At 58.7% G+C, this 17,642-nt stretch carries 15 protein-coding genes and 1 pseudogene; all 16 read left to right on the top strand.

The window, feature by feature from the left end; genetic code table 11:
* Positions 1 to 320: 320 nt before the first annotated feature.
* The 16 genes and pseudogenes from gyrA to fdxA all read left to right on the top strand — a co-directional run bounded on the left by gyrA (position 321) and on the right by fdxA (position 17,634).
* Positions 321 to 2,912 carry a DNA gyrase subunit A gene (gene gyrA / locus Q3Y64_RS10955; protein ID WP_303561777.1) on the top strand — a complete coding sequence of 864 codons (2,592 nt, stop codon included), beginning with the start codon at positions 321 to 323 and terminating at the stop codon, positions 2,910 to 2,912.
* The gene (gene pheA / locus Q3Y64_RS10950; RefSeq protein WP_368506650.1) at positions 2,909 to 3,985 is read left to right on the top strand and encodes a prephenate dehydratase; all 1,077 of its coding nucleotides are present in this window, start codon (positions 2,909 to 2,911) and stop codon (positions 3,983 to 3,985) included. The genes gyrA and pheA overlap by 4 nt, the downstream gene beginning before the upstream one ends.
* Positions 3,986 to 4,001: 16 nt before the next feature.
* The gene (hisC, locus tag Q3Y64_RS10945; RefSeq protein ID WP_303561775.1) at positions 4,002 to 5,102 is read left to right on the top strand and encodes a histidinol-phosphate transaminase; all 1,101 of its coding nucleotides are present in this window, start codon (positions 4,002 to 4,004) and stop codon (positions 5,100 to 5,102) included.
* Between the two features lies 1 nt (position 5,103).
* The gene (locus tag Q3Y64_RS10940; RefSeq protein WP_303561773.1) at positions 5,104 to 5,973 is read left to right on the top strand and encodes a prephenate dehydrogenase/arogenate dehydrogenase family protein; all 870 of its coding nucleotides are present in this window, start codon (positions 5,104 to 5,106) and stop codon (positions 5,971 to 5,973) included.
* 93 nt (positions 5,974 to 6,066) lie between these two features.
* A pseudogene (gene aroA / locus Q3Y64_RS10935) lies at positions 6,067 to 7,353 on the top strand (3-phosphoshikimate 1-carboxyvinyltransferase); the annotation flags it as partial.
* A 7-nt stretch (positions 7,354 to 7,360) separates the two neighbouring features.
* On the top strand, positions 7,361 to 9,085 hold the full coding sequence (gene argS / locus Q3Y64_RS10930; RefSeq protein WP_303561771.1) for an arginine--tRNA ligase: 1,725 nt from the start codon (positions 7,361 to 7,363) through the stop codon (positions 9,083 to 9,085).
* Entirely contained in the window at positions 9,085 to 9,753 is a 669-nt protein-coding gene (gene cmk, locus Q3Y64_RS10925; RefSeq protein ID WP_101943075.1) for a (d)CMP kinase, read from the top strand. The genes argS and cmk overlap by 1 nt, the downstream gene beginning before the upstream one ends.
* 108 nt (positions 9,754 to 9,861) lie before the next feature.
* A complete protein-coding gene (rpsA, locus tag Q3Y64_RS10920; RefSeq protein WP_101943074.1) occupies positions 9,862 to 11,547 on the top strand; it encodes a 30S ribosomal protein S1 in 1,686 nt (561 codons plus the stop codon).
* A gap of 20 nt (positions 11,548 to 11,567) precedes the next feature.
* Positions 11,568 to 11,852, top strand: coding sequence for an integration host factor subunit beta (locus Q3Y64_RS10915; RefSeq protein WP_101943072.1), 285 nt, complete (start codon positions 11,568 to 11,570; stop codon positions 11,850 to 11,852).
* A gap of 84 nt (positions 11,853 to 11,936) precedes the next feature.
* Positions 11,937 to 12,221: a lipopolysaccharide assembly LapA domain-containing protein gene (locus Q3Y64_RS10910; RefSeq protein WP_101943071.1), complete on the top strand. Its 285-nt coding sequence runs from the start codon at positions 11,937 to 11,939 to the stop codon at positions 12,219 to 12,221.
* 15 nt (positions 12,222 to 12,236) lie between these two features.
* Positions 12,237 to 13,412 (top strand): lipopolysaccharide assembly protein LapB, encoded by a 1,176-nt coding sequence (lapB, locus tag Q3Y64_RS10905; protein WP_303561766.1) that lies wholly within the window; start codon positions 12,237 to 12,239, stop codon positions 13,410 to 13,412.
* A gap of 37 nt (positions 13,413 to 13,449) precedes the next feature.
* On the top strand, positions 13,450 to 14,772 hold the full coding sequence (locus Q3Y64_RS10900; protein ID WP_303561764.1) for a UDP-glucose/GDP-mannose dehydrogenase family protein: 1,323 nt from the start codon (positions 13,450 to 13,452) through the stop codon (positions 14,770 to 14,772).
* A complete protein-coding gene (gene rfaE1 / locus Q3Y64_RS10895) occupies positions 14,769 to 15,716 on the top strand; it encodes a D-glycero-beta-D-manno-heptose-7-phosphate kinase (protein ID WP_303561763.1) in 948 nt (315 codons plus the stop codon). The genes Q3Y64_RS10900 and rfaE1 overlap by 4 nt, the downstream gene beginning before the upstream one ends.
* Positions 15,717 to 15,719: 3 nt before the next feature.
* Complete coding sequence (rfaD, locus tag Q3Y64_RS10890; RefSeq protein ID WP_101943064.1) at positions 15,720 to 16,724, top strand: ADP-glyceromanno-heptose 6-epimerase; 1,005 nt, start codon at positions 15,720 to 15,722, stop codon at positions 16,722 to 16,724.
* A gap of 42 nt (positions 16,725 to 16,766) precedes the next feature.
* Positions 16,767 to 17,147 carry a helix-hairpin-helix domain-containing protein gene (locus Q3Y64_RS10885; protein WP_303561759.1) on the top strand — a complete coding sequence of 127 codons (381 nt, stop codon included), beginning with the start codon at positions 16,767 to 16,769 and terminating at the stop codon, positions 17,145 to 17,147.
* A 163-nt stretch (positions 17,148 to 17,310) separates the two neighbouring features.
* Complete coding sequence (gene fdxA, locus Q3Y64_RS10880; RefSeq protein ID WP_101943061.1) at positions 17,311 to 17,634, top strand: ferredoxin FdxA; 324 nt, start codon at positions 17,311 to 17,313, stop codon at positions 17,632 to 17,634.
* The last annotated feature ends 8 nt before the right edge of the window (positions 17,635 to 17,642 follow it).

Raw genomic sequence — 17,642 nt, 5'->3', positions numbered from 1 at the left:
CGGTTAGTGTGGTGAGCGTTCCGCTGTTTGTGCCTAGAGCGCCTGTCTTTGTTTCGCCTTGATGCTTGCTGAAGGTGACGGTGCTGGGGTTGTGGGGAGAGGTTTGCAAGAAGCCTGTAATCCTGCCTTCATGCTGCGCCACGTTAGGTCTTCTCGCATGGTATTGGCTGCTTAGGCGGGAGGGAGTCGGTGCGCTTTGGAGTTCAAGCCTGCAAGCAGGGCGATTGATATGCTGAGAGTGGATGCAGGAGGGGTGGGGTGGGGCGCATGTTACAATCGCCAGCTTTTAGCGCCTTCAACCGGACCTCCTTTTAGCGCCTATGAACTCATTTGCCAAGGAAACGCTGCCGATCAGTCTAGAGGAAGAAATGCGCCACTCCTACCTAGATTACGCAATGAGCGTGATTGTGGGGCGTGCGCTACCGGATGTGCGCGACGGCTTGAAGCCGGTACACCGTCGGGTTCTGTATGCGATGCACGAGGCGAATAATGCTTGGAATCGCCCCTATGTGAAGTGTGCGCGCGTGGTCGGGGATGTGATGGGTAAGTTCCACCCTCACGGCGACTCGGCAATTTACGACACGCTGGTACGCATGGCGCAGGACTTTTCTCTGCGTTACACGCTGGTGGATGGGCAGGGTAACTTTGGTTCCATCGATGGCGATGCTGCAGCGGCCATGCGTTATACCGAGTGCCGTCTCGAGAAGATCGCCGCCGATCTGTTGGCCGATATCGATAAGGAGACGGTCGACTTCCAGCCTAACTACGATGGCAAGGAACTTGAGCCCACGGTTCTGCCAACCCGTATCCCTAACCTGCTGATCAATGGTTCGGCCGGGATTGCGGTGGGCATGGCGACGAACATTCCGCCGCACAATCTTTCGGAAGTCATCGAGGCTTGTCTGACCCTGCTGGCGAATCCGGAAACGGATATCGAAGAGCTGATCCGTATCGTGCAGGCGCCTGACTTCCCTACGGCAGGTCTCATCTATGGTCTGCATGGCGTGCATGAGGGCTATCGCACCGGCCGTGGGCGAGTGGTGATGCGTGCGCGCACCCATTTCGAAGATATGGAAAAGGGTAATCGTCAGGCAATCGTCGTTGACGAGATTCCTTACCAGGTAAACAAGAAGACCCTGCTCGAGAAAATCGCTGAGCTGGTTAATGAGAAGCGTATTGAAGGTATCTCCGATCTGCGTGACGAGTCTGACAAGTCCGGAATGCGCATCGTGATCGAACTCAAGCGTGGCGAAGTGGCTGAGGTGGTGTTGAACAATCTGTTCAAGCAGACCCAGTTGCAGGACACCTTTGGCATGAACATGGTGGCACTGGTCGATGGCAAACCGCGTCTGCTGAACCTGCAGCAGATGTTGGAATGTTTCCTGGCGCACCGCCGTGAGGTGGTGACACGGCGTACCGTGTTCGAGTTGCGCAAGGCGCGTGAGCGGGGGCATATCCTTGAAGGTCTGGCCGTCGCTTTGTCCAATGTTGATGAAATCATAGCCCTGATCAAGGCTGCGCCGACTCCAGCGGAAGCCAAGCGAGAGTTGATGGAGCGCATGTGGCGTTCTCCGCTGGTGGAGGAAATGCTGTCGCGAGCCATGTCTGACAGCTATCGCCCCGAGGGGCTGGCAGCTGATTTCGGTCTGTCGGCGCAGGGCTATCGTCTCTCCGAAACTCAGTCGCAACGCATTCTGGAAATGCAGCTGCAGCGCCTGACCAATATGGAGCAGGACAAGATCGTCGGCGAGTATCGCGATGTGATGGCTGAGATTGCCGATCTGTTGGACATCCTGGCCAAGCCGGCGCGCATTACCGTGATCATCGATACCGAGTTGCGCGCCATCCGCGAGCAGTTTGGTGATCCCCGCAAGTCCGAACTGGTGCTGAATACGGCAGATATCAATATCGAAGATCTGATCGCCCAGGAAGACATGGTGGTCACGCTATCGCATACAGGCTACTTCAAGCGCCAGCCGCTGGCCGACTATCGTTCGCAGAAGCGCGGCGGGCGTGGCAAGCAGGCAGCGGCAACCAAGGAAGATGACTGGATCGATCAGCTCTTCGTGGCGAATACCCATGATTACATCCTGTGCTTCTCGAATCGAGGGCGCTTGTATTGGCTGAAGGTGTATGAGGTGCCGGAGGGGCAGCGCAATGCGCGTGGCAAGCCCATCGTCAATCTGTTCCCGCTGGTTGAAGGCGAAAAGATCACCGCCGTTTTGCCGGTCAAGGAGTTTGATGAGGGCCATTTCGTCTTCATGGCAACTGCGCAGGGTACGGTGAAGAAAACGCCGCTGACTGATTTTTCCAATCCGCGCAAGGCCGGCATCATCGCCGTAGGCCTCGATGATGGTGACTATCTGATTGGCGTAGCGATCACTGATGGCGATTGCAATGTGATGCTCTTCTCGGATGCCGGCAAGGCTGTGCGTTTTGATGAGAAGGACGTGCGCCCGATGGGTCGTACTGCTCGTGGCGTGCGCGGCATGATGATCGAAGATGGTCAGAGCGTGCTGTCCATGCTGGTGGCGCATGGCGAAACGCAGAGCGTGCTGACTGCGACCGAAAACGGTTACGGCAAGCGCACCAATATCGGTGAATACACCCTGCATGGCCGTGGCACCAAGGGCATGATCGCAATCCAGTCTTCGGAGCGTAACGGCAAACTGGTGGCTGCTGTGCTGGTCGATCCGACCGATCATGTGATGCTGATTGCCGATAACGGCGTGTTAATCCGTACGCCGGTGAAGGATATCCGTGAGCTGGGCCGCTCGACTCAAGGCGTAACCCTGATCAATCTGGATGATGGCGCGCGTCTCTCTTCGATCGAAAAAATCGTTGAGACAGATGATGAAAACCTCGAAGGTGATGTGGGCGGTGCTGATGGCGCAGAGGGCGCAACGGAATGAGTGATGCGATGGCCGATGAACTGCTGAAGCTGCGCGGCGAAATCGATCGCCTCGATGCTGAAATTCTTGAGCGTCTAGCTGCGCGTGCTCGTTGCGCGCAGCGTGTTGGCGAAGTGAAGCGTGGTCCGCTGTATCGCCCTGAGCGCGAGGCGCAGGTGCTGCGCAATATTGCCGCGCGTAATCCGGGGCCGCTGTCCGATGAAGCGGTGCAGCGGATCTTCCGCGAGATCATGTCTTGGTGTCTGGGGCTGGAGCAGCCTTTGCGCGTGGCGCACCTTGGGCCGCGCGGCACCTTTACCGAGGAGGCCGCCGGCAAGCATTTTGGGGGCTCTCCGGCTTTACAGCCGATGGCGACTATTGATGAAGTCTTCCACGCCGTCGAGGCCGGTGCGGTGCAATACGGCGTGGTGCCGGTGGAGAACTCCACCGAAGGTGCTGTGAGTCGTTCGCTGGATCTGCTGTTGTCGGGTAATGTCTCCGTGTGCGGAGAGGTGAGTCTGCGCATCCGCCAGAATCTCATGACGCGCGCCGGCAGCATGGCCGGGGTCAAGCGGATCTATTCACATTCCCAGTCGCTGGGGCAGTGTGCAGACTGGCTGGCCAATCATGCTCAGGGCATCGAGCGCTTGCCGGTGTCGAGCAATGCCGAGGCGGCGCGTCTGGCTTCCGAGGATCCGGAGGCCGCGGCGATCGCTGGTGAGCGTGCAGCGCAGCTCTATGAGTTGCCGGTTCTCTTTGCAAACATTGAAGATGATCCGAATAACACCACGCGTTTTCTGATCATCGGTCAGCATGATGCAGGTTTTTCCGGTAAGGACAAAACCTCGCTGATCTGCTCGGCACCGAACCGCCCTGGCGCAGTTTTCGGGCTGCTTCAGCCCTTCGCTGACAAAGGTGTGAGTATGACCAAGCTGGAATCGCGCCCGTCGCGCACCGGGTTGTGGGAATACGTGTTCTATGTCGATATAGAAGGCCATCGCGAGAGTCCTGCTGTGGCCGAGGCGCTCAATGCACTGGTTGATCGTGCGGCTTTCGTGAAAGTGCTTGGCTCCTACCCGGTTGCCGCAATCTGAACTGCTGGAGTCCGGAATGACTGTTGCACAACGCGCTCCCGAACATATTCGCGCTATATCCCCTTACGTTCCTGGTAAACCCATCGGCGAGCTGGCGCGCGAGATGGGGCTGGACGCAGCGAAAATTGTCAAACTGGCGTCCAATGAAAACCCTCTTGGCATGAGCCCGAAGGCCCGCGCTGCGATGGAAGCGGCATTGGATGGCCTGGCGTTGTATCCGGATGGCAATGGGTTCGCATTGAAGCAGGCTCTGGCGGCAAAGCTTGGTGTGAGTACGGATAGCCTGGTGCTGGGAAATGGCTCCAATGATGTGCTTGAGCTTGCTGCCCGAGCCTTCATTCCGGCCGGAGCCAGTGCGGCCTTTGCTCAGCATGCGTTTGCGGTCTACCCATTGGCCGTTCAGGGGGTGGGCGGCCGTTGCATTGAAGTACCAGCTCGTTTTTTTGGCCACGATCTGGCCGCCATGGCGGACGCCATCGGTACTGATACGCGGATCGTGTTCATAGCGAATCCGAATAATCCGACTGGCACTTTCCTGCCGGGGCCGGTCATCGAAGACTTTCTCGCCCGTGTGCCTGCTGATGTACTGGTCTTACTGGATGAGGCCTATAACGAATACCTACCGTTCGAGCTTCGTTACGACAGCGTCAGCTGGATCAAGCGTTTTCCGAACCTGCTGATTTCGCGCACATTCTCCAAAATTTACGGTTTGGCCGGTCTGCGTATGGGATATGCAGTGGCTCATCCGACCGTGGCGGATCTGATAAATCGTGTGCGCCAGCCTTTTAACGCCAACAGCCTGGCGCTGGCGGCAGCTGAGGGCGCGCTGAGTGATGACGAGTTCTTGGCGCGCAGCTTTGAGACTAATCGTGCGGGTATGGCTCAACTGATCAGGGGTTTCGATGCCTTGAATCTGCAGCACATTCCTTCGGTGGCCAACTTCTTGACCTTCCGCGTGGGGGATGGTGCAGGGGTGAATCGGCGCCTTCTGCAGCGGGGGGTGATCGTGCGTCCGGTTGGCAACTATGGCATGCCCGAGTGGCTGCGCGTGACCATCGGCCTGCCGGCCGAGAACGAGCGCTTCCTTGAGGCCTTGGCTGAAGCATTGAAGGGCTGAGATGTTCAAGCGTGTGGTGATCTGTGGCGTGGGTCTGATCGGCGGATCTTTTGCGCTGGCCTTGCGTCAGGCTGGGCTTGTGGAAACGCTGGTTGGAGTGGGGCGCCGTCGTGAAACGCTGGAAGAGGCGCAGCAACTGGGGCTGATCGATGAAATCGCCACGGACTGGGCGGTGGCCCTGAAGGGCGCAGATCTGCTCCTGCTGGCCATGCCGGTGGGGCAGATGTCTGCCGTGATGGCAGCTGCCGCGCCACATCTTGAGTCGCAGACCCTGGTGACCGATGGTGGCAGCACCAAGGCCGATGTGTTTGAAGCGGTCTATAGCCATCTGAATCATTGTCTGGCCAACGTGGTGCCGGCCCATCCGATTGCTGGGGCCGAGAAAAGTGGCCCTTCAGCAGCCTTTGCAGAGCTTTATCGTGGCAAGCGTGTGGTGCTCACTCCTTTGCCCGAAAATGCGCCTGAGTCGATCGAGCGTGTGCGGGCAGCCTGGGCTGCCTGTGGCGCGGTGGTCAGCCAGATGAGCCCGCAAGATCATGACCGTGTGTTTGCAGCGGTGAGCCATCTCCCTCATTTGCTGGCTTTTGGGCTGGTGCACCAGATCCAGGGTCGAGGCAATGCTGAGCAGCTCTTCAGCTTCGCAGCTTCAGGCTTCAGGGATTTCACGCGGATAGCCGGTAGTCATCCTGAAATGTGGCGGGATATTTGTATCGCCAACCGTCAGGCCCTGCTTGCCGAGCTGGATGCCTATCTCACTGAGCTGGCCTATCTGCGTGCCTTGCTGATGCAAGGCGATGGGGGCGGACTGGAGTCTCTCTTTGCAGAAGCTTCTGTTGCGCGCAACGACTGGGCTGAAAAGTATTTGAAATAAGCTGCAGGCTTGATGGGGCGAAGTGGTCCGGTGCTGCGAATGGACGCATCCGGCTGATTCGGTTGCGCTGCGTTTTTGGAGAAGTGGATACAGATGGAATTCCTTGACCTCAATCCTCTGGTAAGTGCCCGGGGTGTTGTGCGTTTGCCTGGTTCGAAGAGCATTTCCAATCGCACCCTGTTGTTGGCAGCGCTTTCGGAAGGCGTGACCGAGATCCGCGATTTGCTGGCCTCGGACGATACCGATCGCATGCTTGATGCCCTCATGACTCTGGGCGTGACAGTGACCCAGACGGGCGACAAGGACTACCGTGTGCTTGGCGTGCCGCAAGGCTTTACTCACAAGGACGCGGATCTCTTTCTCGGTAATGCGGGAACGGCATTTCGCCCGCTGACGGCTGCGTTGGCGCTTGCTGGCGGTTCCTACAAACTGCATGGTGTGCCGCGCATGCATGAGCGGCCGATCGGTGATCTGGTGGATGGCTTGCGTCAGATTGGTGCGGACATCGAGTATCTCGGCAACGACGGGTTTCCGCCGCTGCAGATCCGTCCGGCCAGCATCAAGGCCGGTGGCGTGGTGCGGATCCGGGGCAATGTCTCCAGTCAGTTTTTGACCGCCTTGCTGATGGCCTTGCCGACCACTGGTGTCGAGACGACGATTGAAGTGATTGGTGATCTGATCTCCAAGCCCTATATCGAGATCACCCTGCGTTTGATGGCGCAGTTTGGCGTGAAGGTTGAGCGCGAGGGCTGGCAGCGCTTCGTGATCCCTGGCGGCCAGCGCTATGTATCGCCGGGCACGGTGTACGTTGAAGGTGATGCCTCGTCGGCCTCCTACTTCCTTGCCGCAGGTGCTATTGGTGGCGGCCCGGTGCGGGTTGAAGGTGTGGGGCGCAACAGCATCCAGGGTGATGTTGCCTTTGCACAGGCGCTGGAGGCTATTGGTGCGCAGATCGAAATGGGCGAGAACTGGATCGAGGCCCGTGCGCCGGCAAGCGGAAAGCTGCGTGCGTTCGACATGGATTTCAACCACATCCCGGATGCGGCCATGACGCTGGCGGTGGCGGCACTCTTCTGTGATGGCCCGTGCAGCCTGACCAACATCGGCAGCTGGCGCGTCAAGGAAACCGACCGGATCGCGGCAATGGCGACCGAGCTGCGCAAGGTCGGCGCCACGGTGGAGGAAGGTGAGGACTGGCTGCGCGTGACGGCACCGGCTGCGCTCACGGCACAGGCTGCGATCGATACCTATGATGATCATCGCATGGCCATGTGTTTTTCGCTGGTGGCGCTGGGTGGTGTGCCGGTGAGGATCAATGATCCGAAATGCACAGCCAAGACTTTTCCTGAATATTTCGAGGTGTTCGCCTCGGTGACAAAATAAAGACATGAAGCAAACCCTGATTGAACTTCTTGATGCGCGCGTCTCCGCTGCGCTGGCAGCCGTCGGTTGTGAAGGTGTGCCAGCGGTGATTGCACCCGCGGGGCGCCCTGAATTTGGCGATTACCAGGCCAATGGAGTGATGGGCGCTGCCAAGGCGCGCAAGATGAATCCGCGCCAGCTGGCGACCGAGGTGCTTGAAAAGCTTGATCTGGCAGGTATTGCTAGCAAGGTCGAAATCGCCGGCCCGGGTTTCATCAATATCACGCTGGCCCCCGAGTTCCTGGCCGGTCTGGCGCTTGAAGCGCTGGCCGATGCAAAGCTGGGGGTGCCTCTGCCCGCGTCGCAGCGTGTGGTGGTGGATTACTCTTCGCCGAATCTGGCCAAGGAAATGCACGTCGGCCACCTGCGTTCGACCATCATCGGTGATGCGCTGGCGCGCGTGCTGGGTTTCCTCGGTCACGAGGTGATCGCGCAGAACCACGTCGGCGACTGGGGCACCCAGTTCGGCATGCTGACCGCCTATCTGATCGAGGCTGAGCAGGATGGAGAAGCCACGCTGGCGCTGAATGATCTGGAAGATTTCTATCGCCGCGCCAAGCAGCGCTTTGATGCCGATGAGGCGTTTGCTACCCGCTCGCGCGAATACGTGGTGAAGCTGCAGGGCGGGGATGCTCAGGTTAACGCCTTGTGGCAGAAGTTTCTCGACGTCTCCCTGCATCACTGCGAAGCGGTCTATGAGAAGCTGGGGGTGGGGCTGACGCGTGCCGACGTGCGCGGTGAGAGCGCCTACAACGACGATCTGCCGGTGGTGGTGGCGGATCTGCAGGCCAAGGGGCTGGCAGTCGAGAGCGAAGGCGCGCAGGTCGTGTTCCTCGAGGAGTTCAGCAACAAGGAAGGCGAGGCCCAGGCCTACATCGTGCAGAAGCAGGACGGTGGCTATCTGTATGCGACGACCGACCTGGCAGCTGTGCGCTATCGTGCCGCCACGCTCAAGGCTGACCGCGCGCTTTATGTGGTAGATGCACGCCAAGGCTTGCACTTCCAGCAAATGTTTACCGTGAGCCGCAAGGCCGGCTACGCGCCGGAGGGCATGCGGCTGGAGCATGTAGGTTTTGGCGTGATGCTGGGGGAGGACGGCAAGCCCTTCAAGACTCGTACGGGTGGCACGGTCAAGCTGGCTGAGTTGCTTGAAGAGGCTGAATACCGCGCTTTTGCTCTGGTTAGTGAGAAGAACGCAGATATGCCCGAATCCGAACGCCGGACAATTGCAGCAGCGGTGGGTATCGGTGCCGTGAAGTATGCCGACCTCTCGAAGAACCGTAACAGCGATTATGTGTTCAGCTGGGACAGCATGTTGGCTTTCGAGGGCAATACAGCGCCCTATTTGCAATATGCCTACACCCGGATTGCCGGAGTATTCCGTCGGGTTGAGCACTTCGATGCAGTAGCGCCCATCCTGCTGGAGGAGGAAGCCGAGCGTCAGCTGGCCTTGGCTCTGGCTCGCTTCTCGGAGGCGTTGCATTCTGTGGCGCGCGAAACCATGCCCCACTTCCTGTGCGCCTACCTGTATGAGCTGTCTGGTCAGTTCATGCGTTTCTACGAAGCGTGTCCGGTGCTCAAGAGCGAGGGAGCGCTGCGTGATAGTCGCCTGCGTCTGTGTCGCCTGACCGCCGATACGCTCAAGACGGGTCTTGGCCTGCTGGGTATTGGTGTATTGGAGGCGATGTGATGGTTCCGGTGCTTGCGATTGACGGGCCGACCGCTTCAGGCAAAGGTACGGTGGCTGGGCTGGTGGCTGAGAGGCTGGGCTGGCATTTTCTGGACTCTGGCGCCATTTACCGCGTACTGGCTCTTGCCGCAATCAAGCGTGGCTTGAGTCTGACGGATGAAGCCACCCTGGCTGCGCAGGCCAGCGCGCTGGACGTGGCCTTCGTACATGGCGCGATCGTGCTTGAGGGAGAGGATGTGTCGCTCCAGGCCCGGCGTGAGGAAACCGGTAATTCGGCTTCCAAGATCGCAGCTCTGCCGGCGGTGCGTACCGCTCTACTGGCGCGCCAGCAGGCTTTCCGGGTGGCGCCGGGCTTGGTGGCTGACGGGCGTGACATGGGGTCGGTGGTTTTTCCCGGAGCCTTTCTCAAAATTTTCCTGACGGCGAGCGTTGAGTCGCGCGCCGAGAGACGTTATAAGCAGTTGATCGCAAAGGGATTGACTGCTAGTATCGACGATCTTCTGCGCGACCTTAGGGAGCGTGACGCCCGTGATACCTCGCGGTTGGTCGCTCCCCTGAGGCCGTGTGAGGACGCGGTTTTGCTCGACACCACAACGCTTTCCATTGATGAGGCAGTGCACTTTGTACTGAACCTCGCCATGCAGCGCGGAGCAGGGCAAGCCGCTTGAGTTCCGGCGGTTTGCAGACAGGCCCGGTTTTCTCCGGCCTGATTCTGTAGGTCCCCCGGTTTTTTCACTTCTTTTTTCCGCCGTGCTTGCACGGTACCGAGTCCCTTTATGTCCAACATTGAAAGTTTTGCCGACCTCTTCGAGGAAAGCCTGAACCGCCAGGAAATGCGCGCTGGCGAAGTTATCACGGCTGAGGTTGTGCGTATCGACCAGAACTTCGTGGTTGTTAACGCCGGCCTGAAATCCGAGAGCTACATTCCCCTGGATGAATTCCGCAACGATCGCGGTGAGCTGGAAGCCACCCCGGGCGATTACGTCCAGGTTGCCATCGAGACCCTGGAAGACGGCTACGGCGAAACCCGCCTGTCGCGTGACAAGGCCAAGCGCATTGCCGCCTGGAACTTCCTCGACAAGGCTCTGAACGATGGCGCTCTGGTCAAGGGCGTCGTGACTGGCAAGGTCAAGGGCGGCCTGACCGTCATGACCAACGGCATCCGCGCTTTCCTGCCGGGTTCCCTGGTCGATATGCGCCCCGTCAAGGACACCACTCCTTACGAAGGCAAGGAATTCGAATTCAAGGTCATCAAGCTCGATCGCAAGCGCAACAACGTGGTTGTGTCGCGTCGCGCCGTGCTTGAAGTGACCATGGGTGAAGAGCGCCAGAAGCTGCTCGAAACCCTGGCCGAAGGCACCGTGGTCAAGGGTGTGGTCAAGAACATCACCGACTACGGCGCATTCGTCGACCTGGGCGGCATCGATGGTCTGCTGCACATCACCGATCTGGCCTGGCGCCGTGTACGTCACCCGTCCGAAGTGCTGGCTGTGGGCGACGAAGTGACCGCCAAGGTCCTCAAGTTCGACCAAGAAAAGAACCGCGTTTCGCTGGGCATGAAGCAGCTGGGCGAAGATCCGTGGGTCGGCATCTCGCGTCGTTACCCGCAGAGCACCCGTCTGTTCGGCAAGGTCACCAACATCACCGACTACGGTGCATTTGTTGAAGTCGAGCAGGGCATCGAAGGTCTGGTGCACGTGTCCGAAATGGACTGGACCAACAAGAACATCCACCCGACCAAGGTTGTCCAGCTGGGCGACGAAGTCGAAGTGATGATCCTGGAAATCGACGAAGAGCGTCGCCGCATCTCGCTGGGCATGAAGCAGTGCCAGGCGAACCCGTGGGACGAGTTCGGCGAAAACCACAAGAAGGGTGACCGTGTGCGCGGCGCCATCAAGTCGATCACCGACTTCGGCGTGTTCATCGGCTTGCCGGGCGGCATCGACGGCTTGGTGCACCTGTCTGACCTCTCCTGGAGCCAGACTGGCGAAGAAGCTATCCGCAACTTCAAGAAGGGTGACGAGCTGGAAGCCGTCGTGCTGGCTATCGATATCGAGAAGGAGCGTATTTCCCTCGGCGTCAAGCAGCTGGATGGGGACCCCTTCACCTCCTACGTGGCAACCCACGACAAGAACACCCTTATCAAGGGCGTTGTGAGGTCGGTGGATGCCCGCGGTGCCGTGGTGGATCTGGGTGGTGATCAAGAGGGTTACCTGCGCGTTTCCGAGTTCTCCCGTGAGCGCGTGGAAGACCTGACGACCGTGGTGAAGGTGGGCGATGAGCTCGAAGCCATGATCATCAACGTGGATCGCAAGACCCGTTCGATCAACCTGTCAATCAAGGCCAAGGATCAAGCCGAGCAGAACGAAGTGATGCAGAAGTTCTCTGCTGATACCGGCTCTGCAGGTACGACCAACCTTGGTGCATTGCTCAAGGCGAAGCTCAATAGCGCTCAGCAGTAAGCATTGCCGTGCCTGATAACATGACCAAGTCTGAACTGATCGAGCGCTTGACGGCGCGCTTTCCGCAGCTTGGTGCGAAGGACGCTGATGTCGCGGTGAAGATGATTCTCGACGAGATGGCCGCCAGCCTGGCGCGCGGTCATCGCATCGAAATCCGCGGCTTCGGTAGCTTCGGGATCAATTACCGGCCGCCACGTGTGGGGCGCAACCCCAAGTCGGGTGACAAGGTGCTGGTGCCGGAAAAATATGTCCCGCATTTCAAGGCAGGCAAGGAACTGCGCGAGCGCGTAGATCGCATCGAGTGATTTGCTACTGTTCGCTGTAACAAAAAGAAGGCGGCCCTAGGGTCGCCTTCTTTTTTGTGCTGGTCTGAAGGATAATTACGCCTTATGAAGATCTTCTCCCTGCTGCTTCGAGCGCTTGTCTTTCTGCTCCTGCTGGGCTTTGCCATCAAGAACGATGGCCTGGTCACGGTGCGTGCTTATTTTGATACGAGCTGGCAGATGCCCTTGGTCTTGCTGATCCTGGCGATGTTCGCGCTCGGGATGCTGGCAGGTGTGCTGGCCATGCTTGCCAGCAGTCTTGGGCCGCGACGCGAGCTTGAACGCCTGCGTAAATTGCTGCCGTCCTCTTCAACCCGTTCGCCCGTGCAGTCTGACGACGCGGACGCCTGACCTTTCGCTCAATACATGGATTTTGAACTCTGGTGGTTGCTTAGCTGGCCGCTGTTTTTTGGCGCTGGCTGGCTGGCGGCGCGGATCGATATTCGTCATCTGGTCAACGAGTCACGTGCCTTGCCGCGTTCGACGCTCTCTGGCCTGAATTTTTTGCTCAATGAGCAGCCGGATAAGGCGATCGACTCCTTTCTTGAAGCAGTTCAACTTGATCCGCAAACGGTTGAGTTGCATTTCGCTTTGGGCAATCTGTTCCGCAAGCGTGGTGAGCTGGATCGTGCCATTCGCATCCATCAGAGTCTGGTGGATCGCGAGGTCATCAGCGAGGAGCACCGTGAGCAGGCCCTGCAGGAACTGGGGGAGGATTACCTCAAGGCGGGGCTTCTTGATCGCGCCGAGGCTGTCTATCTGCAACTGCGCAGCACTAGCCGGAACGAAGTGGCTAATGATTCGCTGCTGCAGATCTACCAGCAGGAAAAGAACTGGCAGCGCGCGATCGATATCGCGCGTGACATGCCTCGCCGGGGCAGCCACCGCTGGGAAGTCGATATCGCCAATTTCTATTGTGAAATTGCGGCGACGGCCATGGCACGCTCGGATTTCGAGGCTGCTCGTGTTCAGTTGCGTCTGGCGCTTGAGAGTAATCGGAAATGCGTACGTGCCAATTTGTTGCTTGGTGAGGTCCTTTCAGCCCAGGGGGATGATGTATCCGCAGTTGAGGCATGGCAGGAAATTGCCCATCAGGATCCGATGTATCTCTCTCTGATTGCCGAGCGTTTGATGGATGCACATCGACGCCTCGGCCATGAAGAGAAAGGCGCTCAGTTTCTCAAGACTCACCTAGGCCAAACGCCTTCGCTGGATCTGCTGGAAACCGTCTTCAAGTGGGAGATTGAGCGCAACGGCGTCGATGCGGCCTATACCTTGGTGCGCGACGAAATCAAGCGCAACCCGACCCTGCTGGGTCTGGAGAAACTGCTTGAGGCGGCCGAGCACACCATTGCACCAGAGCGCAAGCCTGATCTGGATATGGTCAAGTCACTGATCCATAGCCATACCCGTCGCGTGGCGCGGTATTGCTGCAAGGATTGCGGCTTCAAGGCGCGTCAGTTTTACTGGCGCTGCCCGGCGTGTGGCGGCTGGGAAACCTATCCGCCCAAGCGCACCGAAGAATTCGATCTGGCCATCTGAGCCAGCTCCCAACTTCTTTTTCAGGAAGTCCTGAACGATGAAAATCACCGTAGTCGGTACCGGTTATGTAGGTCTGGTGTCGGGCGCCTGCCTGGCCGAAGTGGGTAATGACGTGCTTTGCCTGGACGTCAATCCGGAGAAGATCCGCGTCCTCAAGGACGGCGGCATCCCTATTCATGAGCCTGGCCTGGATCAGGTCGTGGCACGCAATGTGGCTGCAGGTCGTCTGCATTTCACGACTGATATTGAAGAGGCCGTGCGTTTTGGCACCATTCAGTTCATTGCCGTAGGGACGCCGCCCGATGAGGATGGCTCGGCTGACCTGCAGTACGTGTTGGCGGCTGCGCGCAATATCGGTCGTCTGATGAATGACTACAAGGTTGTGATCGACAAGAGCACTGTGCCCGTTGGTACTGCCGACAAGGTGCGTGCCGCGATTGCTGACGAACTGCAGAAGCGCGGTGTGGTTGTGCCTTACAGCGTCGTCTCCAACCCCGAGTTCCTCAAAGAAGGGGCGGCGGTGGACGACTTCATGCGCCCCGATCGCATCGTTGTGGGGGCAGAGGATGATCAGGCGATCAACCTGATGCGGGCGCTCTATGCACCGTTTCAGCGCAATCACGAGAAGCTGGTGATCATGGACGTGCGTTCGGCCGAGCTGACCAAATATGCTGCCAATGCCATGCTCGCCACGCGCATCTCCTTCATGAACGAACTAGCTGTGTTGGCGGAGAAGCTCGGCGCAGACATCGAGCAGGTGCGCCAGGGGATCGGCTCTGATCCGCGTATCGGCTGGCACTTCCTGTATGCCGGCTGTGGCTATGGTGGCTCCTGTTTTCCCAAGGATGTGAAAGCCTTGATTCAGACGGCGGCGGGGGCTGGGCAGGGCTTGAAAGTCCTACAGGCTGTGGAAGATGCTAATGACGCACAGAAGCTTGTGCTGGTCCACAAGATTGTGCGTCGCTTTGGCGAGGATTTGGCCGGCAAGCATTTTGCTTTGTGGGGGTTGGCTTTCAAGCCGAATACCGATGACATGCGCGAAGCGCCAAGCCGCGTGATCATTCATGAATTGTTCAAACGCGGCGCGACAGTGACCGCTTACGATCCGGTAGCCATGGATGAGACGCGGCGGATTTTTGGCGATGACTCCCGTCTGAGCTATGCCAGCCGCCCAATGCAGGCCTTGCAAGGGGCAGATGCGCTGGTGATCGTGACTGAGTGGAAGGAGTTCCGCAGTCCTGATTTCGAGGCTATCAAGGCAACCCTGAAGAGCCCGGCGATTTTTGACGGGCGCAACATGTACGATCCGGCGCTGCCCCGTGCGGCCGGACTGGAATATGAGGCGATCGGACGCAAATGAGTATTACCAAGCCCCTGCCTGTGATTCCTGCTACCTCTGCCGCGCGCGTGCTGGTGGTTGGTGACGTGATGCTGGACCGTTATTGGTTTGGTGAAGTCAGCCGCATTTCGCCCGAAGCGCCCGTGCCGGTGGTACATGTGCAGCGGACCGAGGAGCGCCCGGGCGGGGCCGCCAACGTGGCGCGTAATGCAGCCGCGCTGGGTGCCAAGGTTTCCTTGCTGTCCGTGGTCGGCAATGACGAACCGGCGCAGGCGCTGGAGAAGCTGCTCGCCACGGATGGCGTGCATACTCGTCTGCATCGTGACCCGGGTTTGGCCACCACGATCAAGCTGCGCGTGCTGGGACGCCAGCAGCAATTGCTGCGTATTGATTTCGAGAATCTTCCGACGCATGAAATCCTGCGCAACAAGCTGGCTGATTTTGCGACCCTACTGCCCGAACATGACGTGATTGTCTTGTCCGACTATGGCAAGGGCGGTCTGGCGCATATTGCCGAGATGATCGCGATGGCACGTGCTGCCGGCAAGACCGTGCTGGTCGACCCGAAGGGCGACGACTACAGCAAGTACAGCGGCGCCAGCCTGCTGACTCCGAATCGCTCCGAGTTGCGCCAGGTGGTCGGCCAATGGCGCAGTGAGGAAGACCTAGTGCACAAGGCTCAGGAGCTTCGTCAGTCGCTGGATCTGGATGCCCTGCTGGTCACGCGTTCGGAAGAAGGCATGAGCCTTTTCCGGGCTGACGGCATGGTGCATGAAGGCACCCGCGCTCAGGAAGTGTTCGATGTTTCGGGGGCCGGCGATACCGTGATTGCGACCCTGGCCGTGATGCTCGGAGCCGGTTGCAATCTGGTCGACGCCATGCGTCTTTCCAATCATGCGGCCGGTATCGTGGTGGCCAAGCTGGGTACGGCCACCGTCACCCTCGAAGAAATGCTCGCGGAGTAAGCCATGTCCCGTTACTACATCGTTACCGGCGCTGCCGGCATGATCGGTTCCAACATCATCGCGGGCCTCAATGCTCGTGGCATCCGGAACATCATCGCGGTCGACAACATGACCAAGGGCGACAAGTTCCGCAATCTGGTCGATCTTGAAGTGGCGGACTACTTCGACAAGCATGATTTTCGCGATGCACTGTTGGCCGGCCAGTTTGATGGCAAGGTCGAAGCCATCCTGCATCAGGGCGCCTGCTCCAACACCATGGAGCACAATGGCCAGTACATGATGGACAACAACTACCGCTACACGGTGGATGTTCTGGACTTCTGCATCGCGCAGAAAACTCCCTTGCTTTACGCCTCCTCTGCCGCGACCTATGGTGCGAGCAGCACTTTCCGCGAAGAGCCGGAGTTTGAAGGCCCGCTGAACGTGTATGGCTACTCCAAGGTGCTGTTTGATCGCGTGCTGCGGAGCCGCTGGAGCGAGCTGACCGCCCAGGTGGTGGGCTTTCGTTATTTCAACGTGTATGGCCCGCGCGAAGCGCACAAGGCAGGTGCGGGTTCGTCGGTGGCCTTCAATGCCTTCCATCAGTTCCGCAAGGAAGGGCGCGTCAAGCTCTTTGTGGGCTGCGACGGCTATCCGGATGGCGGGCAATTGCGCGATTTCATTTACGTTGAAGACGTGGTGGCGGCCAATCTGCATTTTCTTGAGCACCCTGAGCAGTCCGGCATCTTCAATCTCGGTACCGGACAGGCGCAGAGCTTCAACGACGTTGCTCTTGGCGTCATCAATGGGGTTCGTGCCCATGAAGGCAAGCCGGTCCTCAGCTTGGCGGAGATGGTGGCGCAAGGCCTGATCGAGTACGTGCCTTTCCCGGACATACTCAAGGGCAAGTACCAGAGCTTTACCCAAGCGGACATCTCCAGGCTGCGGGCGGCTGGCTACACTGCCGCCTTCCATGACGTCGCAGCTGGCGTCGGGAAATACTGCAGCAAGCTTCTGGAGAGCCAGTAAGTCCTGGGGCTCTCCTTCATTCATCACAAGGGAGAGTCCTCTATGTTGAAAAAGCTGTTTGTCGCCGTGCTGGCTTGGGTTGCATCCATCGGTTTTGCTATGGCCGCCGTGAATATCAACACGGCTACTGTCGAGCAACTTGAAAGCCTGGCCGAGATCGGCCCAACCAAGGCCCGCGCCATTGTTGATTACCGCAAGGCTAATGGCGGCTTCAAGACGCTCGATGAGATCAAGCAGGTCAAGGGCATTGGTGACAAGACTTTTGACAAGATCAAGCCCCAGCTGAGCCTGACTGGCGAGACAAAGATTGAACCCCAGCCGGTCAAGGGCGATAAAAAAGCAGATAAAACGACAGCCAAGCCGGCCAAGGCTGAAACAGCTGCTGCTCAGCCAGTAGTAAGCGAGAAGAAGGGCAAGATCTAGTCTTCGGCCTTGCCACGTTTTACCCGCGCCCCGCTTGCCGGGGCGTTTTGTTATGCAGGTATTCCCGGCATGAGGGGCACGGCATGGCTACAATCGGCTATATTCGGCCCCGCGCTGTACTATCCGCCCCCGCGCTGTTTCCCACGATTGAAGAGAGTTCGCCATGACCTACGTAGTGACCGAAAACTGTATCAAGTGCAAATTCACCGATTGTGTGGATGTTTGCCCGGTTGATTGCTTCCGCGAAGGCCCGAACTTCCTCGTCATTGATCCGGACGAGTGTATCGACTGCACCCTGTGCGTCGCCGAGTGCCCGGCTGAAGCCATTTTCGCCGAGGATGACCTGCCGGCCGATCAAGAGCACTTCACCGAGCTGAACGCTACGCTCGCCAAGGTCTGGCCGGCGATTGTCGAGCGCAAGGATCCGCTGCCGGATGCCGAAGAGTGGAACAAGGTCGCGGACAAGCTCCAGCACCTCGAAAAGTAAGCCGCTGC

It is taken from the genome of Uliginosibacterium sp. 31-12 (assembly GCF_030548425.1).
Lineage (GTDB): Bacteria > Pseudomonadota > Gammaproteobacteria > Burkholderiales > Rhodocyclaceae > Uliginosibacterium > Uliginosibacterium aquaticum.
This window is presented reverse-complemented; position numbering and strand designations above follow the sequence as displayed.